The following is a 21,175-nucleotide window of genomic DNA, read 5'->3' on the forward strand; positions in this document are numbered from 1 at the left end:
ACGTGCAGGGAGCCCGGCTCCCAGCCCTGGACCGCGTTCACGGCAGCGACCGCGTTCACGACAGCACCTCCGGTCCCTCGGGGTCCCCGCCGGGTGCGATGCGCACGGCCTCCCCGGGGAGCGCCCCGGTGTCGGAGGCGACGCCGCCGCCCGTCGAGTTCAGCGGGAGCCAGACCACCCGGTCCGGCATGGGCGTGACGCGCAGCGGCAGCCGGACGGTCCCGGCCGGGCCGCTGACGGCGAGCAACGCGCCGTCCGCGACGCCTGTTTCGGCCGCCGTCGCCGGGGAGAGGCGGGCGACGGCCGGGTGCCGGGTGGCGGCCAGCGCGTCGTCGCCGTCCTGGAGCCGGCCCTGGTCGAGCAGCAGCCGGTGGCCGGCGAGCACCGCCTCGCCGGGTCCGGCGGCGGGGATCCGGCGCGCGGGTTCGACGGGATCGGCGGCGGGGGCGCCGGTCCAGGGGGCCAGCCGGGCCAGCTCGGCCCGGGCGGCCCGGACGTCCGGCAGGCCCAGCGGCGCGGGCCCGTGCGGGCCGCCCTCGGCGGCCATCGCGTCGGCGAGCATATGGAGCACGCGCAGGTCGGGCAGGACGTGCCGGCGGACCATCTGGTCGGGCTTGAGCGCGGCCTCGAACGGGCGGGCCCGGCCCTCCCAGTTGACGAAGGTGCCGGACCGCTCGGCGACGGCGGAGACCGGGAGGACCACGTCCGCCCGGTCCGTCACCTCGCTCGGCCGCTGCTCCAGCGCGACCAGGAAGCCGACCGCGTCCAGCGCCTCGCGGGCCCGCGCCGGGTCGGGCAGGTCGGCGACCTCCACCCCGGCGACGAGCAGCGCGGCCAGTTCGCCGGTGGCCGCGGCCTCGACGATCTGTCCGGTGTCCCGGCCGGGGCTGCGCGGCAGTTCGGGCACGCCCCAGGCGGCGGCCGTCTCCTCCCGGGCGCGCGGATCGGTGGCCGGACGGCCGCCGGGCAGCAGGCCCGGCAGGGCGCCCGCCTCGACGGCGCCCCGCTCACCGGCCCGGCGCGGGATCCACACCAGGGCGGCGCCGGTCGCGTCCGCCGTCGCCGCGACGGCCGTCAGCGCCCCGGGCACCCCGGCCGCCCGTTCTCCGACGACGATCACCGCGCCCTCGCGGCGCAGCGCCTCGGCCGCGGCCCGGGCGTCGCCGTCCGGGGCGGTGCCGTCGGCGAGGGCGCGCAGCCACTCCGGCTCGGTGCCGGGAGCCGCGGGCAGCAGGGTGCCGCCCGCCTTCTCCAGGCCTCGGGTGGCGAACGGGGCGATGGAGAACACCCGTTGGCCGTGCTTGCGCCAGGCCTTGCGGAGCCGGAGGAAGACGCCGGGCGCCTCCTCCTCGGCCTCGAACCCGACGAGCAGCACGGCCGGGGCCTGCTCCAGGGAGCGGTACGTCACCCCGTCCCCGGTGAGGTCCCTGCCCCGTCCGGCCACCCGGGCGGCCAGGAAGTCGGCCTCCTCGCCGCTGTGCACCCGGGCGCGGAAGTCGACGTCGTGCGTGTCGAGCGCGAGGCGGGCGAACTTCGCGTAGGCGTAGGCGTCTTCGAGCGGCAGCCGGCCGCCGGTCAGGACGCCCGCCCGGCCGCGCGCGGCGGTCAGCCCGCGGGCCGCCGCCTCCAGCGCCTCGGGCCAGCTCGCCGGCTCCAGGGCGCCCTCGGCGTTGCGCACCAGGGGCGTCTCCAGCCGCTCGGGGCGCTGCGCGTAACGGAACGCGAAGCGGCCCTTGTCGCACAGCCACTCCTCGTTGACCTCGGGGTCCTCGGCGGCCAGCCGCCGCATGACCTTGCCCCGCCGGTGGTCGGTGCGGGTGGCGCAGCCGCCCGCGCAGTGCTCGCACACCGTCGGCGACGACACAAGGTCGAACGGCCGGGCGCGGAACCGGTACGCCACCGAGGTGAGCGCGCCCACCGGGCAGATCTGGATGGTGTTGCCGGAGTGGTACGAGAGGAACGGGTCGCCCTCGCCGGTGCCGACCTGCTCCAGCGCGCCGCGCTCCAGCAGCTCGATCATCGGGTCCCCGGCGATCTCGTTGGAGAACCGGGTGCAGCGGGCGCAGAGCACGCACCGCTCGCGGTCCAGCAGGATCTGCGGCGAGACCGGCACCGGCTTCTCGTAGGTGCGCTTGCGGCCCTCGAACCGGGTGTCGGCCTGCCCCGCGGTCATCGCCTGGTTCTGCAACGGGCACTCGCCGCCCTTGTCGCACACCGGGCAGTCCAGCGGGTGGTTGATGAGCAGCAGCTCCATCACCCCGCGCTGCGACTTCTCCGCGACCGGGGAGGTGAGCTGGGTCCGTACCACCATGCCGTCGGTGCAGGTGATGGTGCAGGACGCCATCGGCTTGCGCTGGCCCTCGATCTCGACGATGCACTGCCGGCAGGCGCCCACCGGGTCCAGCAGCGGGTGGTCGCAGAACCGCGGGATCTCGATGCCGACCAGCTCGGCGGCCCGGATGACGAGCGTGCCCTTGGGCACGGACACCGGGATGCCGTCGATGGTGACGGACACCAGGTCGTCGGGGGGTACGGCCGCGTTCCCCCCTCCTGAGGGCGCGGACGTGGTGACGGTCATACGTGCACCTCCGGGTGCGACTGGTCGGCCCACACCGTGGACTTCGCCGGGTCGAAGGGGCAGCCACGGCCCTTGACGTGCTGCTCGTACTCGGCCCGGAAGTAGTTCAGCGAGGAGAAGATCGGGCTCGCGGCGCCGTCCCCGAGCGCGCAGAAGGACTTGCCGTTGATGTTGTCGGCGATGTCGTTCAGCTTGTCGAGGTCGGCCATCCGGCCGCGGCCCGCCTCGATGTCGCGCAGCAACTGGACGAGCCAGTAGGTGCCTTCGCGGCAGGGGGTGCACTTGCCGCAGGACTCGTGCGCGTAGAACTCGGTCCACCGGGTGACGGCCCGGACGACGCAGGTGGTCTCGTCGAAGCACTGGAGGGCCTTGGTGCCGAGCATCGACCCGGCGGCGCCGACCGCCTCGTAGTCCAGCGGCACGTCCAGGTGCTCGTCGGTGAGCAGCGGGGTCGAGGAGCCGCCCGGCGTCCAGAACTTGAGCCGGTGGCCGGGGCGCATACCGCCGCTCATGGCGAGCAGCTGGCGGAGGGTGATCCCCAGCGGCGCCTCGTACTGTCCCGGGCCGGCGACATGGCCGCTCAGCGAGTACAGCGTGAAGCCCGGGGACTTCTCGCTGCCCATCGAACGGAACCAGTCCTTGCCCTTGCTGAGGATCGCGGGAACCGAGGCGATGGATTCGACGTTGTTCACCACAGTGGGGCACGCGTAGAGCCCCGCGACCGCGGGGAAGGGGGGCCGGAGCCTGGGCTGGCCGCGGCGTCCTTCGAGCGAGTCGAGGAGGGCCGTCTCCTCGCCGCAGATGTACGCGCCCGCCCCCGCGTGCACGGTGATGTCGAGATCGATCCCGCTGCCGAGGACGTTCCGCCCGAGGTAGCCGGCCGCGTACGCCTCGCGGACGGCCTCGTGCAGCCGCCGCAGCACGGGGACGGTCTCGCCGCGCAGATAGATGAACGCGCGCTCCGAACGGATCGCGTAGCAGGCGATGATCATTCCCTCGACGAGGGAGTGCGGATTGGCGAAGAGGAGGGGGATGTCCTTGCAGGTGCCCGGCTCGGACTCGTCCGCGTTGACGACGAGGTAGTGCGGCTTGCCGTCGCCCTGCGGGATGAACTGCCACTTCATCCCGGTGGGGAAGCCGGCGCCGCCGCGTCCGCGCAGTCCCGAGTCCTTCACATAGGCGATCACGTCGTCCGGCGTCATCGCCAGTGCCTTGCGCAGCCCCTGGTAGCCCTCGTGCCGGAGGTAGGTCTCCAGCGTCCACGAGCGGGGTTCGTCCCAGAAGGCGCTCAGCACGGGTGCGAGCAGCTTCTCCGGAGCGTCCCCTCCCCCGGCCTCCGGCCGGGAGGCCCCTCCGTAATGAGTGGACACGGTCATCCCTTCTCCTCCTCGGCGTCCCCGGTGACCGGACCGCTCGGGTGCTCGGGGTCCGAGGCGGATGTCGGCTGGGGCGCGTCGTGGGAGCTCGGATGGTCCGGGGGGCGCTCGCCCAACGGCGGTGCGCCGCGCGGTGGTCCGACCCTGGCAGGACCCGTCTCGCCCTTCGCCAGCCGCAGCCCCGCCAGCGAGGCGTGCCCCGCCCCGCCGCTCGCCTCGACCGCGCCCGGCCGCTCGTCCGGGAAGCCGGCCAGGATGCGGGCGGTCTCCCGGTAGGTGCAGAGCGGCGCCCCGCGCGTCGGCTCGACCGCGCGCCCGGCGCGCAGGTCGTCCACCAGCCGCTTGGCGCTCTCGACGGTCTGGTTGTCGAAGAACTCCCAGTTCACCATCACCACCGGTGCGAAGTCGCAGGCGGCGTTGCACTCGATGTGCTCCAGGGTGACCTTGCCGTCGCCGGTGGTCTCCCCGTTCTCCACCTCCAAGTGGGAGCGGAGCGCGTCGAAGATGGCGTCGCCGCCGAGCACCGCGCAGAGGGTGTTGGTGCAGACCCCCACCTGGTAGTCGCCGCCCGGCCGGCGGCGGTACATGGTGTAGAAGGTCGCGACCGCCGTCACCTCGGCCGTGGTCAGGCCGAGTTGCTCCGCGCAGAAGCGCATTCCGGTGCGGGTGACGTACCCCTCCTCGGCCTGCACCAGGTGCAGCAGCGGCAGCAGGGCGCTCCGGCTGTCCGGATAGCGGCCGATCACCTCCCGGGCGTCGGCCTCCAGCCGGGCGCGCACCTCGGCGGGGTAGTCGGGGGCGGGGAGCTGGGGCATCCCCAGGTGCGTTTCTGTCGTCACCACGCCTCCTCGTTCGCTTCTCCGCCCGCGCGGCGCAGAGGTGCCGCCATCACGGTCATCTGCGGCCCGGCGGCCGCGCGTGCGACGCACCCCTCTTGTTTGTTCGCTTCTCCGCCCGCGCGGCGCAGAGGTGCCGCCATCACGGTCATCTGCGGCCCGGCGGCCGCGCGTGCGACGCTCACCGGTCGACGCCTCCCATCACAGGATCGATGGACGCCACCGCGACGATGACGTCGGCGACCTGGCCGCCCTCGCACACCGCCGCCATGGACTGGAGGTTGTGGAAGGAGGGGTCGCGGAAGTGGACCCGGTACGGCCGGGTGCCGCCGTCGCTGACCACGTGTGCGCCCAGTTCGCCGCGCGGCGACTCCAGGGCCGTGTACACCTGTCCCGGGGGCACCCGGAACCCCTCCGTCACCAGCTTGAAGTGGTGGATCAGGGCCTCCATCGAGGTCCCCATGATCTTCTTGATGTGGTCCAGGGAGTTGCCCAGCCCGTCCGGCCCCAGGGCCAGCTGCGCCGGCCAGGCGATCTTCTTGTCCCCGACCATGACCGGACCGGGCTCCAGCCGGTCCAGGCACTGCTCGACGATCCGCAGCGACTGCCGCATCTCCTCCAGCCGGATGAGGAAGCGCCCGTACGCGTCGCAGGTGTCGACCGTCGGCACGTCGAACTCGTAGGTCTCGTACCCGCAGTACGGGTCGGACCTGCGCAGGTCGTGCGGGAGGCCGGCGGCGCGCAGCACCGGGCCGGTGACGCCGAGGGCCATGCAGCCGGTGAGGTCGAGGTAGCCGACGTTCTGCAGCCGGGCCTTGTAGGCGGGGCTGCCGACGGCGAGCTTGTCGTACTCGACGAGGTTCTTCCGCATCTTCTTCACGAACTCGCGCACCTGGTCCACCGCGCCGGGCGGCAGGTCCTGGGCGAGGCCGCCGGGGCGGACGTACGCGTGGTTCATCCGCAGCCCGGTGATGAGCTCGAAGATGTCGAGGACCATCTCGCGGTCCCGGAAGCCGAAGACGGCGACCGTGGTGGCGCCGAGCTCCATACCGCCGGTGGCGATGAACACCAGGTGCGAGGAGATGCGGTTGAGCTCCATCAGCAGCACGCGCAGGGTCGTCGCCCGTTCGGGGATCCGGTCCTCGATGCCGAGCAGGCGCTCCACGCCCATGCAGTACGCCGTCTCGTTGAAGAACGGCATGAGGTAGTCCATGCGCGTGACGAAGGTGGTGCCCTGCGTCCAGTTGCGGAATTCGAGGTTCTTCTCGATCCCGGTGTGCAGGTAGCCGATGCCCGCGCGGGCCTCGGTGACCGTCTCGCCGTCGATCTCCAGGATCAGGCGGAGCACGCCGTGGGTGGAGGGGTGCTGGGGGCCCATGTTGACGACGATCCGCTCGTCGTCGGTCTTCCGGACCGCGGCGACGACCTCGTCCCAGTCCCCGCCGGTGACGGTGTAGACGGTGCCCTCGGTGGTCTCGCGCGGGCCCGCGGTGCCGTGGGGGCTCGTGGGGGATTCGCTGGTGGACATCAGCTGTACGACCTCCGCTGGTCCGGAGACGGGATCTGGGCGCCCTTGTACTCGACGGGGATGCCGCCCAGGGGGTAGTCCTTGCGCTGCGGGAAGCCCTGCCAGTCGTCCGGCATCATGATCCGGGTGAGCGCCGGGTGGCCGTCGAAGACCAGGCCGAAGAAGTCGTAGACCTCGCGCTCGTGCCAGTTGTTGGCCGGATAGACGTCGACGACGGACGGCACGTGCGGATCGGCGTCAGGGGCGGTGACCTCCAGCCGGATCACCCTGGCGTGGGTGATCGAGCGCATGTGGTAGACCGCGTGCAGCTCGCGCCCCTTGTCCCCGGGGTAGTGGACGCCGCTGACGCCGGTGCACAGCTCGAAGCGGAGCGCCGGGTCGTCCCGCAGCGTCCGGGCGACGCGCGGCAGGTGCTCGCGGGCGATGTGGAAGGTGAGCTGTCCGCGGTCGACGACGGTCTTCTCGATGGCGTTCGACGGGACGAGGCCCTGCTCCTCCAGCGCCCCCTCCAGCTCGTCGGCCACCTCGTCGAACCAGCCGCCGTAGGGGCGGACGCTCTCCCCGGGGAGCCGGACGGTGCGCACCAGGCGCCCGTAGCCGGTGGTGTCACCGCCGTTGTTCGCGCCGAACATGCCCTTGCGGACGCCGATGGCCTCGCCGGTGTCGCCGCGCTGGACGGGGACCCGCTCGTCCGGACGGTCCTGCTCGCTCACGGCAGCAGCCCCTTCATCTCGATGAGCGGCAGGGACTTCAGCGCCGCCCGCTCGGTCTCGGCCTCGGCGGCGGCCCGGTGCGGGCCGAGCTTCTCGCCCTGGATCTTCTTGTGCAGCTTGAGGATCGAGTCCAGGAGCATCTCGGGGCGCGGCGGGCAGCCGGGCAGGTAGATGTCGACGGGGACGACATGGTCGACGCCCTGGACGATCGCGTAGTTGTTGAACATGCCGCCGCTGGAGGCGCAGACGCCCATGGAGATGACCCACTTGGGGTTGGGCATCTGGTCGTAGACCTGGCGCAGCACCGGCGCCATCTTCTGGCTGACCCGGCCGGCGACGATCATCAGGTCGGCCTGGCGCGGGGAGCCGCGGAAGACCTCCATGCCGAAGCGGGCCATGTCGTAGCGGCCGGCGCCGGTCGTCATCATCTCGATGGCGCAGCAGGCCAGGCCGAAGGTGGCGGGGAAGACCGACGCCTTGCGGACCCATCCCGCGGCCTGTTCGACGCTGGTCAGCAGAAAGCCGCTGGGCAGCTTCTCCTCAAGACCCATGTGCGGTGGCCCCCTAGTCCCATTCCAGGCCGCCGCGCCGCCAGACGTAGGCGTAGGCGACGAAGACGGTGAGTACGAAGAGCAGCATTTCGACGAGGCCGAACAGCCCGAGGGAGTCGAAGGCGACGGCCCAGGGGTAGAGGAAGACGATCTCGATGTCGAAGACGATGAAGAGCATCGCCGTCAGGTAGTACTTGATCGGGAAGCGGCCGCCGCCGGACGGCTGCGGCGTCGGCTCGATGCCGCATTCGTAGGCTTCGAGCTTGGCGCGGTTGTACCTCTTCGGCCCGATGAGCGATGCCATGACCACGGAAAAGATCGCGAAGCCGGCACCGAGGGCTCCCAGTACGAGGATGGGCGCGTAGGCGTTCACCGCTCCTCGCTCCTTCCAGTCGACACTGACTGCTGGCTGACCGGACCTCCGCGCGGACCGCTCACCGGCGAACACCGCGGAAGGGATCTGCGAAGATCGCGAATATGTGAGGCAGTTCACAAGCCCTGGTCGAGGGCATCTTATGCCCGGCGGTCTGTGATCTGCGACACGGCGTACGCGACGGCGTTTGTGATCTCCACCACCTGACGAACGATCATCAAGTCGGATGAGCGGTGATCTTCTCACCCGAAGCATCCGAGTGATCGCCTGTGGTCACATTCCGGCACTTTTCCGCTGGTCGAGGCGGTCTCGAAGGGGTGAGGCACTATCAAGCCATGGGGCCTACATGCAAATTGGCGTATGCCTCCGTCAACTGATATAGGAGCGCCACCCGCTGGAGCGGTGTCACCGACACGTCGCGCCGGCCGCCGTCGGATCGTCGGCTCGTGCTTTCCTTCACCAGCCCGCGGCAAGGGCGTGCGCACGTGAACTCCGCCACGCAGGCGTGCGCCCGGCGCCCGGTTTGTGAAGCGGACCTCGACGACCGAGACCGGAACGTGATATGCCGTGCCGCTGATCGCCTCCGGCGCCCAAATGCCATGCTTAGGAGCATGATCACGATTGCCGGAGCGGGCCGCGGAGAGACCGCTTCCGGTGCGCCTGCCCCGAATTCCGGGACCCCGAACGCCGTTTGTGGTCCACGTCACTTATATTGAACTCAACCTACGGGGCCTGGTAAGCCCTTGTCCCATGTCCCCCAACGCGCACATAACCAGCCACCGGAAGCCCCGTCGCCCCGCGACGCAGTCGTGGGCCATCCGCTCGGGTGTTGCCGGTGGCGTCCTCAGCACCCTGGCCGTCACGGGCGCCGCTCAGGCGACCGCTGCCGAGAAGCCGGCCGAGGCGACGATCGAGATGCCGGCGCTCAACGCCGCCCTCTCCTCCTCCGTCGCCGAGAGCGCGGCCGCCACGCAGCAGACCGCGAACGACTACCAGGTCCGTGCGCAGGTGGACAAGGCCGTCGACCACGCCCGCGTCGCCGCCAAGAAGGCGAAGCAGGAGGCCGACCGCAAGGCCGAGGCCGAGCGCAAGGCCGCCGAGGCCAAGGAGAAGCGCGAGGCCGAGCAGGCCCGCGCCTCCCGCGACGCCAAGCGCACCTCGCTGGGCACCAAGGCCACCGCCGCCTCCTCCTCCGACAGTGACGACGAGGGCTCCGGCTCCTCCGGCTCCGGCTCGGGCGCCACCAAGACCTCCACCAGCTCGTCCAAGAGCAGCACGGGTGCGACCGGCAACGCCGCCACCCTCGTCTCCTTCCTCCGGGCGCAGGTCGGCAAGGCCTACGTGATGGGGTCCACCGGCCCCTCCTCCTACGACTGCTCCGGCCTCGTCATGGCCGCCTACCAGCAGATCGGCATCAGCCTCCCCCGCGTCTCCCAGGACCAGTCGACCGCCGGCACCCAGGTGTCCCTGTCGAACCTCCAGCCGGGCGACATCCTCTACTGGGGCTCCGCGGGCAGCGCGTACCACGTCGGCGTCTACATCGGCGGCGGCAAGTTCATCGGCGCCCAGAACCCCAGCACGGGCATCGTCGAGCGCGACATGAGCTACTCCCCGCCCACGGGCGCCGTGCGCGTCATGTGACGGACGGACAGAGCTGACGAAGGGCCGCCACTCCCTCTGGAGTGACGGCCCTTCGCCGTACCCGGGGTCATGACGGCGGCGTCCGCCGGGGCCTGGGCCTGGGCACCCGCGGCCCGGAGTGGGCCGTGGACGCCTACACCGTGGTCATGGCCGGTCTCCTCATCGCGTCCGGCGCCCTCGCGGACCGCTTCGGGCGGCGCCGCGTGTTCCGGTGCGGGCCGGCCGTCTTCGGCGTCGCCTCCGTCGCCTGTGCGGTCGCCCCATCGCTCGGCTTCCTTGTCGCGGCCCGCGCCTCCCGGGCGGCGGCACCGGCCCGGAAACCGGCGTGATGTGGGAAGCGCAGCACTTCCATGGGGCCGCTGTCGGCACCGGCATCACCAAGCACCCCCGCCGGTGAGGCCAGTCCGGTGGAACGCCTGCGACGCCGGAACACTCTCACTACGCTCGGGACATGGCTGAGTCGGACAGGGCCTTCCGATCACTCGACGGCACTGCTCTCGCGGGAACCGTCACGGCGTCGCACGGACCGGCACGCGGCCTGGCGGTCTTGGTGCACGGAGCCGGGGTGACCCGTCACGAGGGCGGTTTCTTCACCCGGCTCGCCGCCGGCCTGGCTGCCACGGGCATCCGGTGTCTCCGCTTCGACCTCCGCGCGCACGGAGCCAGCGCGGGACGGCCCGACGAGGTGACCATTGCCGGGGTCGCCAATGACATCCGGGCCGCCTGTGACCACATCCGGGCGGGCGACAGCTCCGGCCGGCCCGTCGACGTGATCGCCGCATCGTTCTCGGGCGGCGCCGCCGCGCTGCACGCCGCCCACCGACCGCAGGACGTCGGACGGCTGGTGTTGCTCAACCCCCGACTCGACTACCGCGAGCGGTACGCGACCAGCCGACCGTACGTCAGGGACGACTACCTCACGTCGGAGGCGGCCGACGCATTGGACAGCGCGGGCTTCACCGAACGAAGTCCGTTCGCTCTGGGCCGCGCCTTGTTGAACGAGGTCCACCACCTCGTTCCGGAGACCTTCCTGAGGGCGGTCCGGGCGCCCACGCTGATCGTGCACGGCACGGCGGACACCTTCGTGCCGGTGGAATCCTCACGCCGGTATCTGAGTGCCTTCGGCGGTCCGGCCGAGCTCATGGAACTGGAGGGTGCACAGCACGGCTTCGCCGTGCACGAGGACCCCGGATATCTGCATCCGCAATCGCGGATCTGGCAGGCCGAGGTCATCGAGCGCGTCACCACCTTCCTCGGCCGCTAGACCGGCAGGGAGGCGAGCGCGAGACGCAGCTCACGGACGGCGGGCCGCCGGCCGTACGGACGCAGCGCCCCGACGGCGCGACGCAGTTCGCGGAGCGCCTGGCCGAAACGTGGCACCGCTGCCAGCCGCAGCACGGACAGTCCGGTCGCCGCCGCCTCGTCGGGCTCACCGGCCGCGGCCAGAGCGCCCGTCAGATGTGCGGTGAAGAAAGCCCGGTCCCGCGGGGCGAACTCGCCGGTGGCCACGTGCTCACGCAGCAGCACGACTGCTCTCTCCGGCCGTCCCGCCTCCCTGTGGCAGACGGCGCTCTGCGCCAGCAGCCGGTCGAGGTCGTACCCGCCGCACAGGGGGCCCGTGCAGGTCACGGTGCGGACCGGCGGCGCGGCGCCGAGCGCTTCGTGCGCCTGGTCGAGCAGCCGCGCGACGGCTTCCGGTTCCGCGCCTCCGAGCGCCATGGCCCGGGCCTCCTGCTGCAGCGCCTCGGCACGGGCGCGGAGCGGAAGCGACCAGGGCCCGTGCACGGCCGCGTGCGCGAGGTCGCGCATGCGGGCCGGGTCCGTGCGCCCGGTCGCCTGCGCCTTGCGGAGCAGCACGTACCCGTGCATCGCTCCGTCACCGCACAGATCGGCCCACTCGATCGCCCTGTCGTGCCAGTACAGGACGGTGCCCGCGGGTGCCCCGCTGTCGTGGTACAGCCAGGCCGTGAGCTCCGCTGCGCGGCTGCCCAGGGCCAGCAGTTCGCGGCGGACGTCGGTGCGAACGTCCCGGGCGGTGGCAGCGACCACCTGCACCACATCCAGGGCACCCGGCAGAGCGTCCCCGGGCCCGCTCCGGCCATCCGTCCGAGCCGCCTCCTCAAGTGCCGCGCGCAGACGGGCGATCAGCTCGCGGCCATCGTGGTGTCGTGCCTCGGTGAGGTCGAACTCCGAGCGGATCCGCTTTCCCCGTGCGGACGCCCGGACGCCGACGGCGGGACGAGCCTCGGGATTCCCCAGGGGGGTACGCCCTGTGGCACCCGGCCGGATGAAGCCCAGCCGGTCCAGCGGCAGGCCGAACATGCTCTCCAGCACACGCCGCGCGTCACGATTCGGCCACTCCGACCGGCCCGATTCCCAACGCCGCACCTGTCGGACCGAGATGGCCGCGTATTCTCCCAGCGCCAGTGCGTGACTTTCGTACGCATCGGCGAATTCCTGCTGTGTGTGCCATCCGTGCCGCACCCTGGCGGCCACGAAGAAGGTGTTCCGCGACGCTGCTCCCGACATGGCGCCAGACGCTACCGGCCCGTCGGAAGACCGGAGTTCCGGCCGCCGAAGTGTCCGGTGATGCGGCCTCGTCCGTCTGCGCACCCGGGCGGTGCAATCGGGGTACCGGCGAACGCACCGTGCGCCGGACACCACTGCTCGGCCCTGAGGAGCACTCTGTGCACGACACGACGCCCGGCCACCGGGCCACACGGTTCACCTCGATGCTGACCGGGGACTCCGCTCCACTCGACCTCGTGACCATCCGTGCCACCGTCCGACGGGCTCTCCAGGACCGGGGTCCCGTGCTGCCCCGGCCGGAGGAGGTGGCCGAGCTCACGGCGGCCCTGCGAGGCCACCTTCAGGTCATGCTGGAACAAGCGCTCGACTGCGTCGGCCGGCTCGATCGCCGCACCGGCCCCTGGCACCGCTGGCAGACCCTGATCGACCGGGTCCGGATGGACCTGGCCCGCGACGCGGGCCCGGGGCTGCGGTCGGCGACCTGCCACATGCAGGAACTCGGGCGAACGGCGCGGTACCTCGCCGACTGCCTGGACGAGTAGTCCCTGCGGACGTCGGCCGACGGCGACGGACGTCAGCCGTTCTTGACCGTTATGGAACCGCTGGACGTGGTCAGGTCCAGGTGGTGGGGCGCGGACGAGGACTGGGGGACGGATATGTTCTTGCCGCCGCTGCCTGTGTGGACGGACACTCGGTACGGGCCGCCGGGGACGGTCACGGTGACGGAGCCGCTGGAGGCGTCGGCCCAGACGTCCTGGGGCGAGGTGGTGGCGAGGTCGATCCGGCCGCTCGACGACTCCGCGCGCACCGGGCCGCCCTTGAGGTCCTCTCCCGTGACGGAGCCGCTGGTGGCCTTGACGTCGACCGGGCCCGCGACGTCCCGCATCTCGATCCCGCCGCTCGTCACCCGGGCCTTCACCGGGCCGCCCTTGAGGCCCTGCCCGACGACGGACCCACTGGTGGCCTTGACGTCGACCGGGCCTGTGACGTCCCGCATCTCGACCCCGCCCGAGGTCGCCTTCACATGGACCGCGCCCACGTCCGTGAGGTTCAGGCGGCCGCTCGTGACCTCGCCGCTCACGGGCAGTCCGGCCGGCAGGTCGACCGTGTAGTTGACCGAGCAGGAGTCGCCGCAGTCGCGGAGCACCAGGACGCCGTTCTCGACCCGGTGCGTCGGCCCGTCCGGGCGGTCGTCCCGGTACTTGATGGTGCGGTGCATGGCGACCTTGGCGGTGTCCTTGCGGCCGCGCAGGGTGATGCTGCCCGAGTCGCCCTCCAACCGCACGGAGGTGATCTTCTCGGAGACGGTGGCGTCGTCCTCGTATGTCTTGCTCGGTCCCAGGCCGTCGCACGCGCTGAGCGCCCCGACGGCGATTCCGGTCGTCAGAAGGGTGACACCGAACAGACGGAGGCGGGGGCGGCGCATGGGCTTCACCGTTCTCGGGTGGGGCGGATCGTTGGAGGTACCCGACGAGGCTATGGGCCGTGACCGCCCTCCCGGTATGGGGGTAACCCCCGGTTGAACCCGGAAGCCCGCACCACCCCTTCTCGGGGGTACCGCCCCGGCGCCACCCCACGTGCCCCCTACAGGGATCAGCCGGCCGGCCGCTCCCCGTCCGGCCCCGCCAGGGCCCGGTCCACCAGCGCACCCGCGCTCCCCGTGTACCGTGCCGGGTCGCAGAGTTCGGCACACTCCGCCGGCGACAGCACCCCGGTCAGCCGGGGGTCGTCCGCCAGCACCTCGCTCAGCGGGCGGCCGGTGCGGGCCGCCTCGCCGGTCAGCTCGGTCATGAGCCGCTTGGCGGCGACCTTGCCCAGGCGAGGGGCGAGGACGGCGGAGACCCGTTCGGAGACCATCTGCCCGCCCGTCAGCCGCAGGTTGGCGAGCATCCGGTCGGGGCGGACCTCCAGGCCCTCGGCGAGTTCGACGGCGGTGTGGGCGGCGCCGCCGGCCAGGCGCAGGCACTCGCGCAGGGGCAGCCACTCGGCGTGCCAGGTGCCGGCCGAGCGCTCGTCCTCGGCGAGGAGCTGCTGGGTGAGGACGGTGGCGAGGGCCGGGACCTGGAGGGCGGCGGTGCGGATCATCGTGGCGAGGACCGGGTTGCGCTTGTGCGGCATCGCCGAGGAGGAGCCGCGCCCGGCCACGGCCGGCTCGGCGACCTCGCCAACCTCCGTCCTGGTCAGGTTCTGGACGTCGACGGCGAACTTGCCGAGCGCCCCGGCGGTGAGCCCCAGGACCGCGCCGAGGTCGGCCATCGGCGTGCGCAGCGCGTGCCACGGCAGGGCGGGACGGCCGAGGCCGGTCTCCTCGGCGAAGAGCGCGCCGAGGCGCTCGGCGTACGAGTCCGGGTCCTTCTCCCCCGCCAGGCGCGCGTATTCGAGGTAACCCGCCAGCGTCCCCGCGGCCCCGCCGAGCGCGACCGGCAGACCGCCGTCCAGCAGCCGGGCGATCCGGGCCGCGGCGTCCAGGACGAGCTGCCGCCAGCCGGCGGCGCGGAGGCCGAAGGTGGTGGGGACGGCCTGGAGGGCGAGGGTACGGGCGGCGGCCGGGGTGTCGCGGTGCTCGGCCGCGAGCCGGGCGAGGGCCCCGGCCGTGCGCAGCAGGTCGCCGTGGATCGTCCGCAGGGCCCGCGCGGCGACCAGCAGGGCGCCGGTGTCGAAGACGTCCTGGCTGGTGGAGCCCCGGTGGACGTACTCGGCCGCCGCCGCGTCCCGTTCGGCGACCACCGCCGTGAAGGCGGCGACCAGGCCCACGACGGGGTTGGCGGTCTCGCGGGAGGCCAGCGCGAGCGCCCGGACGTCCAGCCGTCCGGCGTCGGCCGCCTCGGTGATGACCCGGGCCGCCTCTTCCGGCACGGTCCCGAGGCGCGCCTGGGCCCGGGCCAGCGCCGCCTCGGCGTCGAGCATGGCCTGCACCCAGGCGACGTCGCCGGTGGCCTCCTCGACGGGGGTGCCGGCCCGGACGGGCGAGAGCAGGCCGGTGTCCCGGAGGGGGTCGTGGGGGGTCATCACATCTCCTTGCGTGAGGGGCCCGGCCGGAGCGCACGGCCGGGCCCGAACGAACGTCAGAACCAGTCCTGTTGACGGCCGGTCAACCCAACCTGACCAGCATCCCTTAGACCAGCACCCCCACCACCCCCGACGGACCCTGACCCGTCCCCGACTCCGACCCCACCGGAGCCGGCCCCAGCGCGAGCGCCGAGCGCGCGATGGCGTCGGAGTCGGCGAGCGTCACCGAGTCCACGCCCGGGCGGGTGCCGGCGGCGGTGACCCAGTGGACGCCCTCGGTGGGCACGCCGTAGGCGAAGCGACGCGGGTGGGCGGTGCCGTCGGCGGCGACCAGGCGGTAGGGGCGTTCGGTGACGGCGAGGCCGCCGGTCTCGTGGTCCGGCCCGTCGGCCGACGGGACACGGTGGGGCGCGCACTGGCCGGTGTCGAGGAGGTGCCTCAGCAGCGGGTCCTCGGTGCGGCGCAGGTCGGGCTCGGGCAGCCGGGCCTCGATCAGCACCCGGGCGCGCAGCGGCGGGCCGGGCACCTGCGGCGAGGAGGCCGTGAACTCCCCGGCGTCCGGGTCGATGCGCACTTCGGTGCCGGGGCCGGTCACCTCCAGCAGGCCGGCCTCGACGAGGGCGGCCATCTCCTCGATGCGGGAGGCGGGCGGGCCGATGGAGAGGAAGGCGTTGAGGGGGGTGTACCAGCGCTCCAGCTCGTCGCGGTGGGAGGCGCCGTCCAGTCCCGCGTGGTCGACGGCGAGGCGGATCTCGTTGCGGAGGTCGCGCAGCACGTCCAGCGCGGCCTTGAGCGGCCCGTCGACGTTGCCCTCGCGGGCCGCGCGGACGTCCGCGCCGAGCCGGTCGAGCAGCCAGCGGCGGAACTCGTCGCGGTCGGCGAAGTCGCGGCCCTTGAGGGGCGCGGCGATCCGCTCCCAGTCCCAGCGCCGGCGCGGGGGGACGGCGTAGGTGTCGAGGAGCTGTTCGCGCTCGCCGGAGGCCGACGCGGTCAGGTACCGCTCGGTGAACGCGGCGCGCTCGGTGTCCCGGCCGAGGGTGGTCAGCAAGGTGCCGTAGTAGACGCTCTCCACCTCGGCGGCGATCAGCGGCCACAGGTCGGCGGTGAAGCGGACCGGCTCACCGGTGCGGGCGCGGGCGCGCAGCGCGTCGATGCGCTCCGGCGTGAGCAGCCGGGGCAGGTAACGGCCCGAGGCGCCCTTCTGGTTCTCCCCGCGCGCGTGGTACGGGATGCCGCGCCGCGAGAACGCGTACAGGCGCGGCTCGCGCCCGGAGGGCCGGTACGTGAGACGCCCTTCGGCGTCGCGGACGAAGGAGCCGCCGCGTCCGGTGGTGAACAGGGCCATGTAGTCGAAGAAGTTGAGGCCCAGGCCGCGCAGCAGCACGGCCGAATCGGGGGCGACGGTGTCCAGGCCGGCGTCGGCGGGGTTGCCCGGGGTGAGGTACGTCAGTCCGTGCAGCCGGGCGAGGCTCGCGGTGCGGGCCTCGGGGACGGTGAGCCGGGCGGGGACGTGGCCCTGGGCCAGGACGACCGCGTCGAGGCCGTCGAGCCGGGTGCCGTCGGCGAGCAGCACGCTCTGCGGGCCGCCAGGGGTGCCGGTCGTGTCGGTGAGCGCGACGGCGCGCGAGCGGTGCACCCGCACGGTGAGGTGGGCGGGGGCGCCGGAGAGGACGCGCCGGAAGCAGTCGTGCAGGTAGCGGCCGTAGAAGGCACGGGTGGGGTACGTGTCGGGGCCGAGGGCACGCGCCTCGTGGAGCACCCACGCGTCCTCGGGGGCGCTCTTGTCCAAAGCCCCCGCCGCCACGACGCCCAGGGCCCACTCGTGGAGGGTCGGCCCCGGTTCGACGGGGCCGTCGATCCGCGAACTGTCGTCGGTGAACAGGGTGATCTGCGAGGCGACGGTGTTCATCAGCAGGTGCCGGGACTGGTCCGGGCGCCAGACGGCGCCGGCGCCGGGCAGCGCCGGGTCGGCCAGGTGGACGGTCACCGCGCGGTGCGAGGGGGCGGCCCGCTCGTTGGCGCAGAGCCGCTCCAGCACGGACAGGCCGCGTGGTCCCGCGCCCACCACGCATATCTCGAAGGTGTCGGTCTGCGCACGAGGCGCTCGGGCTGCCACGAAACGCGCTCCATTCGGGTACGCCCGGCGGGTCCGTCGGACCCGCCGGGCAGGGACTGTCGGTGGGGGCAATGCGGGCGGCCGAGGGTGTCCCCCGGCCCTGTTCCGGACGGCCGAAGGGTCATCCCTGGCGCCCCGGTCCGGACGGCCGAAGGGTGTCCCCCGGCCCCGGTCCGGACGGCGGAAGGGTGTCCCCCGCCCCGGCCGGGACGGCCGGAGGGTCATCCCCGGCGCCCCGGTCCGGACGGCCGGAAGTGACCCCGGCCGCCCACCCGGACGGCCGGGTTCGTCCCCGGCCCGGGTTCAGACGGCCGGGATCGCCCCCGGCCCCGGTTCAAACAGCCGGGCTGTCCTCGGCCTCCGTGGCCTTCGTCGGCCGTCCGGCGTCGGCCGGGCCGCCGCCGCTCTCCGTGCCGCCGCGCAGCCACAACAGCGCGAGGACGGCGGAGAGCAGGCCGATTCCGGCGGTCAGCCACATGGTGTTCTGGAGGGCGGACAGGAACGCGTCGGACGCCTGGTCGAGGATGGACCGGGCCGACCGGACGGCGGGCAGCAGCTCCTTGAGCTCCGCCTGCGACGCCGCGTCCCTGGCGCCCTGGAGCTCGCCCGCCCGCTGGGTCACCTCCTGCAGCGCCCCGGCCGTGCTGCCGAGGGAGTCGCCGGCCTGGTCGCGCAGGGAGGCGGGCAGCGGGTCGGTGGCATCGCCCAGCTTGTTGCGGTACACCGCGCCGAGGACCGCGCCGAGCACGGCGATGCCCAGCGCGCTGCCGACGTGCCGCGCGGTGTTGGCGAGGGCGCTGCCGGCGCCCGCCTTCTCCTCGGGGACCATGGCGACGGTCGCGGCCATCGCCGCGGAGAACGCGAGGCCGAAGCCGAGACCGCCGACGAACTGGGCCGCGCCGAACCGCCAGATGGGCGTCGACGCGCCGAGCAGGCCGATGAGCCCCAGCCCGGCGGACATCAGCACCGCGCCCGCCGAGATGGCGGAGGCGGCGCCGATCCGTTTGACGAGGCCGTCGCTGACCCCGGCACTGATCATCGAGCCGACGGCGAGCGGCAGCATCAGCAGACCGGAGTCCAACGGGCTGTAGCCGCGCAGGATCTGGAGGTAGAAGACGACGACGAAGCTGGCGCCCATCGCGGTGAAGAAGATCACCGCGAGCGCTCCGGAACCGGCCGCGAACCGCCGGTTGCGCAGCAGGCCGAGGTCCACCGCCGGGGTGACGGCCCGCCCTTCGACCTTGGCCAGGACGACGTAGAGGACGACGCTGGCGACCAGCGGCACCCAGACGACCGGCTCGGCGAGGGTGGAGCGTTCGCCGCCCTCGATGATGCCGAAGACCAGGGCTCCGGTGGCCGCGGTGGAGAGCAGGACGCCGGGGATGTCGATCCGGGCCGTGCGGGCGCCGCGGTTCTCCGGCACGCAGAAGACGATCAGGCCGATCGCCACCAGCACGAACGGCACGTTGACCAGCAGGGCGGAGCCCCACCAGAAGTGTTCGAGCAGCGCGCCGCCGATGATCGGTCCGGCCGCGATGCCGACGCCGGCCGCCGCCGACCAGAGGCCGATCGCCTTGGCCCGCTCGTGCTTCGGTACGGCGGTGGTGATCACGGCCATGGTGCAGCCGGGCACCACCGCGGCGCCCACGCCCATCGCGGCGCGCCAGCCGATGAGTTGACCCGCGCTCCCGGACCACGCGCCGGCGGCGGAGACCAGGGCGAAGAACACCAGCCCCGCGACCAGCACCTTGCGCCGCCCGTAGCGGTCGCCGAGCAGTCCGGCGGTGAGCAGCAGCGCGGCGAAGGTGAGCGTATAGGCGTCCATCGACCACTGGAGCGAGGCGTTGGACGCGTCCAGGTCCTTCTGGATGGACGCCAGCGCCACGGTCAGGACGGTGTTGTCCATGACGGCGATGAACATGCACAGCGACATCGCGCCGACGATCAGCCATCTGCGGGGGTGGCCGGCCTCCGGGGATCCGGACGGCGTACCGCTCTCGGTCTCGGTTGTCATCTTTCCTCTCAGCTGGTCGGCCGGCCGGACGGCACGGTGCGCGGGAGCCGCCCGGAGGAGTCCCCCGCGCACCGCGCCCTCGCGGCCGGTTGACGTGGCCGCTACGTCCAGGTGCCGTAACCGATGCCGTCGGCGTCCTTGAGCAGCTGCTCGCGGAGCATGACGCGGCGCACCTTCCACGTGGCGGTACGGGGGAACTCGTCCCACCGGATGTGGATGGGCTCGGCCATCTCCGGCAGGTCCGCGGTGGCCGCGCGCCACTGCGCCTCGGTCACCGGCTGGTCGAACTGGGAGCTGTAGACGGGCTGCGGCTTCCCGCCCGCGACGGCCAGGACGATGACCTCGGTGGTGCGGGGCAGCCGGTCCAGCAGCACGTCCTCGATCTCCAGGGCGCTGGCGCCGGGGATCCGGTCGACCTCGCGGTCGATGAGCCGGACGGCGCCGATGCGGTTGATGACCGCCATGTCGCCGAGATTCCACCAGTTGCCCTCGCGCTTGAGGTCGTGCCGCTCCTTCTCGCCGACGTAGGTGAGGCAGCGGCCCGGCGCGGAGAACTGGATCAGGCCGACCTCGCCGCGCCGCACCGGGGTGCCGGTGTCGGGGTCGACGGCGCGCACCTTGCCGAAGCCGGGCACCGGCCAGCCCAGGACCTGGGTGGGCGGCGGCCGGTGGCCGCGCCGCTTGACCGAGCCGCGTACATACGGGCGGATGGCCACCGCGCCGGCCTCGGTCTGGCTCCAGGACTGCACCCAGACCGGCAGCTTCCGCTCGGTGGCGGCGAGGAAGGTGCGCACGGTGCGGGTGTGGATGGCGTCGAAGGAGTTGACGAAGACCCGGACGTTCTGGAACGGCTTCGCCGGGTCCTGCGCCAGTTCCTCCCAGGCGAGGAAGGCGTTGGGCAGCGTCTCGACGAGGGTCGGCTTGTGCTCGACGAGCAGTTCGCGGACGACCGGCGAGAGCGGGTCCGACATCATGATGAGCTTCGGCGCGACCGTCGCCAGCGGCAGCAGACCGGTGATGATCCGCTGGTGCGAGTACGGCTCGCAGAAGGCGACCGTGTCGTCGTCCCGCAGCCGGAAGAACGGCCAGCGCTCGGCCTCGACCAGGCCCAGCGAGTACAGCGACTCGGCCGAGTGCAGCACCAGCTTGGGGACGCCGGTGGTGCCCGAGGTGTGGGTGATGACCATGGGCTCGTCGTAGGCCCGCAGCCGGGGCTCGACGACCGGGCCGCCGCGCAGCCCGTCGAACGAGACGACGTCCGGGCGGTCCTCCGGCGCGTCGTCCACGACGGCCGTCTTCTCGGTCAGCTCGGCGACGGTCTCCTTGTCGAGACCCATCCGCTCCAGCGCCTGCCGGTCCGTGATCAGGAACGGCTTCTCCAGCCGGCCGAGCATCACCGCGAGCGTGCGGGCGTCGTGGTGGTCGGTGATCAGCGCGGGCACGGCGCCGATCCGCGCCGCGGCGGAGGCGAGCAGCGCCACGTCGAGGTGGTTGCGCTTGACCACGGCGACGCGGTCCCACTCCCGTACGCCCAGTGCGTGCAGCCGGGACGCCAGGTCGTCGACGAGCGCGGCCCACTGGAGGTAGCTGCGCTCCAGGGGGCCCTCGCGGTGGACGTCCGGGGCGCGGTCGACGATGACCGGGTTGCGGGGGTGGCGCTGGGCGGCGAGGTGCCAGACCTCGCCGATGCGGCCGGTGATGGGGACTCGGGAGAAGGGGGTGAGGCGTTTGCGGTAGCGGGTGGGGGCGTAGTCGGTGAGGAAGGAGGGGCGCTCGCGCTTGGCTTTTGTCGTCTCTGCGGTCATTGGGTCCACCTGTGTCCTTGAGTGAACGTTGCTGTGGGGGAGTTGGGGGCGCCCCGGCCCCGCCCTTTCACCGTTTCTGCGGGGAGTGCCCCGCGCCCCCGGCGAG

Annotated in this window: 18 protein-coding genes; 4 read left to right on the forward strand and 14 right to left on the reverse strand. The window is 72.9% G+C overall.

All coding sequences use genetic code 11. The annotated features are described in order from the left end of the window. Positions 1 to 55 precede the first annotated feature (55 nt). The 8 genes from HN013_RS18780 to HN013_RS18815 are packed head-to-tail and all read right to left on the reverse strand — an operon-like array spanning position 56 to position 7,955. Positions 56 to 2,578, reverse strand: a complete 2,523-nt coding sequence (locus tag HN013_RS18780) for an NADH-quinone oxidoreductase subunit G (protein WP_171167645.1) — start codon at positions 2,576 to 2,578, stop codon at positions 56 to 58. After that, positions 2,575 to 3,954 carry an NADH-quinone oxidoreductase subunit NuoF gene (gene nuoF / locus HN013_RS18785; protein WP_171167647.1) on the reverse strand — a complete coding sequence of 460 codons (1,380 nt, stop codon included), beginning with the start codon at positions 3,952 to 3,954 and terminating at the stop codon, positions 2,575 to 2,577. The genes HN013_RS18780 and nuoF overlap by 4 nt, the downstream gene beginning before the upstream one ends. Next, complete coding sequence (nuoE, locus tag HN013_RS18790) at positions 3,951 to 4,769, reverse strand: NADH-quinone oxidoreductase subunit NuoE (protein WP_171167706.1); 819 nt, start codon at positions 4,767 to 4,769, stop codon at positions 3,951 to 3,953. The genes nuoF and nuoE overlap by 4 nt, the downstream gene beginning before the upstream one ends. 20 nt (positions 4,770 to 4,789) lie before the next feature. Further along, positions 4,790 to 4,975: a hypothetical protein gene (locus tag HN013_RS18795; protein ID WP_171167649.1), complete on the reverse strand. Its 186-nt coding sequence runs from the start codon at positions 4,973 to 4,975 to the stop codon at positions 4,790 to 4,792. After that, positions 4,972 to 6,318 (reverse strand): NADH-quinone oxidoreductase subunit D, encoded by a 1,347-nt coding sequence (locus tag HN013_RS18800; RefSeq protein ID WP_171167651.1) that lies wholly within the window; start codon positions 6,316 to 6,318, stop codon positions 4,972 to 4,974. The genes HN013_RS18795 and HN013_RS18800 overlap by 4 nt, the downstream gene beginning before the upstream one ends. Next, positions 6,318 to 7,031: an NADH-quinone oxidoreductase subunit C gene (locus HN013_RS18805; protein WP_171167652.1), complete on the reverse strand. Its 714-nt coding sequence runs from the start codon at positions 7,029 to 7,031 to the stop codon at positions 6,318 to 6,320. Before HN013_RS18805 ends, HN013_RS18800 begins: the two co-directional genes overlap by 1 nt. Continuing rightward, positions 7,028 to 7,582, reverse strand: a complete 555-nt coding sequence (locus HN013_RS18810; protein WP_171167655.1) for an NADH-quinone oxidoreductase subunit B family protein — start codon at positions 7,580 to 7,582, stop codon at positions 7,028 to 7,030. Before HN013_RS18810 ends, HN013_RS18805 begins: the two co-directional genes overlap by 4 nt. 13 nt (positions 7,583 to 7,595) lie before the next feature. Continuing rightward, on the reverse strand, positions 7,596 to 7,955 hold the full coding sequence (locus tag HN013_RS18815; RefSeq protein ID WP_004941767.1) for an NADH-quinone oxidoreductase subunit A: 360 nt from the start codon (positions 7,953 to 7,955) through the stop codon (positions 7,596 to 7,598). Between the two features lie 750 nt (positions 7,956 to 8,705). Between HN013_RS18815 and HN013_RS18820 the strand changes: the two genes are divergently transcribed. The 3 genes from HN013_RS18820 (at position 8,706) to HN013_RS18830 (ending at position 10,860) form a co-directional block, all read left to right on the forward strand. Then, complete coding sequence (locus HN013_RS18820) at positions 8,706 to 9,596, forward strand: C40 family peptidase (RefSeq protein WP_171167657.1); 891 nt, start codon at positions 8,706 to 8,708, stop codon at positions 9,594 to 9,596. A 41-nt stretch (positions 9,597 to 9,637) separates the two neighbouring features. Further along, positions 9,638 to 9,925: an MFS transporter gene (locus HN013_RS18825; RefSeq protein ID WP_249375138.1), complete on the forward strand. Its 288-nt coding sequence runs from the start codon at positions 9,638 to 9,640 to the stop codon at positions 9,923 to 9,925. Positions 9,926 to 10,047: 122 nt separating this feature from the next. Then, entirely contained in the window at positions 10,048 to 10,860 is an 813-nt protein-coding gene (locus tag HN013_RS18830) for an alpha/beta hydrolase (RefSeq protein WP_171167659.1), read from the forward strand. Here the strand turns inward: HN013_RS18830 and HN013_RS18835 are convergent. After that, positions 10,857 to 11,930 carry an XRE family transcriptional regulator gene (locus HN013_RS18835; protein WP_312018640.1) on the reverse strand — a complete coding sequence of 358 codons (1,074 nt, stop codon included), beginning with the start codon at positions 11,928 to 11,930 and terminating at the stop codon, positions 10,857 to 10,859. The two genes, HN013_RS18830 and HN013_RS18835, sit on opposite strands and share 4 nt — an antisense overlap. Positions 11,931 to 12,283: 353 nt before the next feature. Between HN013_RS18835 and HN013_RS18840 the strand changes: the two genes are divergently transcribed. Continuing rightward, positions 12,284 to 12,667: a DUF6415 family natural product biosynthesis protein gene (locus HN013_RS18840; RefSeq protein ID WP_171167660.1), complete on the forward strand. Its 384-nt coding sequence runs from the start codon at positions 12,284 to 12,286 to the stop codon at positions 12,665 to 12,667. A 32-nt stretch (positions 12,668 to 12,699) separates the two neighbouring features. On the opposite strand, the gene HN013_RS18845 is transcribed toward HN013_RS18840, so the two are convergent. The 5 genes from HN013_RS18845 to HN013_RS18865 all read right to left on the reverse strand — a co-directional run bounded on the left by HN013_RS18845 (position 12,700) and on the right by HN013_RS18865 (position 21,069). After that, positions 12,700 to 13,551, reverse strand: coding sequence for a DUF4097 family beta strand repeat-containing protein (locus HN013_RS18845; protein WP_171167662.1), 852 nt, complete (start codon positions 13,549 to 13,551; stop codon positions 12,700 to 12,702). Positions 13,552 to 13,718: 167 nt separating this feature from the next. Then, positions 13,719 to 15,134, reverse strand: coding sequence for an adenylosuccinate lyase family protein (locus HN013_RS18850; RefSeq protein WP_171167664.1), 1,416 nt, complete (start codon positions 15,132 to 15,134; stop codon positions 13,719 to 13,721). A gap of 106 nt (positions 15,135 to 15,240) precedes the next feature. Further along, positions 15,241 to 17,250: an FAD/NAD(P)-binding protein gene (locus HN013_RS18855; protein ID WP_312018641.1), complete on the reverse strand. Its 2,010-nt coding sequence runs from the start codon at positions 17,248 to 17,250 to the stop codon at positions 15,241 to 15,243. Between the two features lie 334 nt (positions 17,251 to 17,584). Beyond that, complete coding sequence (locus tag HN013_RS18860; RefSeq protein ID WP_171167666.1) at positions 17,585 to 19,264, reverse strand: MFS transporter; 1,680 nt, start codon at positions 19,262 to 19,264, stop codon at positions 17,585 to 17,587. 101 nt (positions 19,265 to 19,365) lie between these two features. After that, positions 19,366 to 21,069: a class I adenylate-forming enzyme family protein gene (locus tag HN013_RS18865; protein WP_171167668.1), complete on the reverse strand. Its 1,704-nt coding sequence runs from the start codon at positions 21,067 to 21,069 to the stop codon at positions 19,366 to 19,368. Positions 21,070 to 21,175 lie beyond the last annotated feature (106 nt).

This window comes from Streptomyces sp. I05A-00742 (assembly GCF_013055795.1).
Taxonomy (GTDB): domain Bacteria; phylum Actinomycetota; class Actinomycetes; order Streptomycetales; family Streptomycetaceae; genus Streptomyces.

Coding starts and splice junctions, on each gene's coding strand:
- HN013_RS18850 (WP_171167664.1), bottom strand. CDS start 15,134: ATGACCCCCCACGACCCCCTCCGGGACACCGGCCTGCTCTCGCCCGTC.
- HN013_RS18845 (WP_171167662.1), bottom strand. CDS start 13,551: ATGCGCCGCCCCCGCCTCCGTCTGTTCGGTGTCACCCTTCTGACGACC.
- nuoE (WP_171167706.1), bottom strand. CDS start 4,769: ATGCCCCAGCTCCCCGCCCCCGACTACCCCGCCGAGGTGCGCGCCCGG.
- HN013_RS18860 (WP_171167666.1), bottom strand. CDS start 19,264: ATGACAACCGAGACCGAGAGCGGTACGCCGTCCGGATCCCCGGAGGCC.
- HN013_RS18780 (WP_171167645.1), bottom strand. CDS start 2,578: ATGACCGTCACCACGTCCGCGCCCTCAGGAGGGGGGAACGCGGCCGTA.
- nuoF (WP_171167647.1), bottom strand. CDS start 3,954: ATGACCGTGTCCACTCATTACGGAGGGGCCTCCCGGCCGGAGGCCGGG.
- HN013_RS18830 (WP_171167659.1), top strand. CDS start 10,048: ATGGCTGAGTCGGACAGGGCCTTCCGATCACTCGACGGCACTGCTCTC.
- HN013_RS18820 (WP_171167657.1), top strand. CDS start 8,706: ATGTCCCCCAACGCGCACATAACCAGCCACCGGAAGCCCCGTCGCCCC.
- HN013_RS18865 (WP_171167668.1), bottom strand. CDS start 21,069: ATGACCGCAGAGACGACAAAAGCCAAGCGCGAGCGCCCCTCCTTCCTC.
- HN013_RS18810 (WP_171167655.1), bottom strand. CDS start 7,582: ATGGGTCTTGAGGAGAAGCTGCCCAGCGGCTTTCTGCTGACCAGCGTC.
- HN013_RS18800 (WP_171167651.1), bottom strand. CDS start 6,318: ATGTCCACCAGCGAATCCCCCACGAGCCCCCACGGCACCGCGGGCCCG.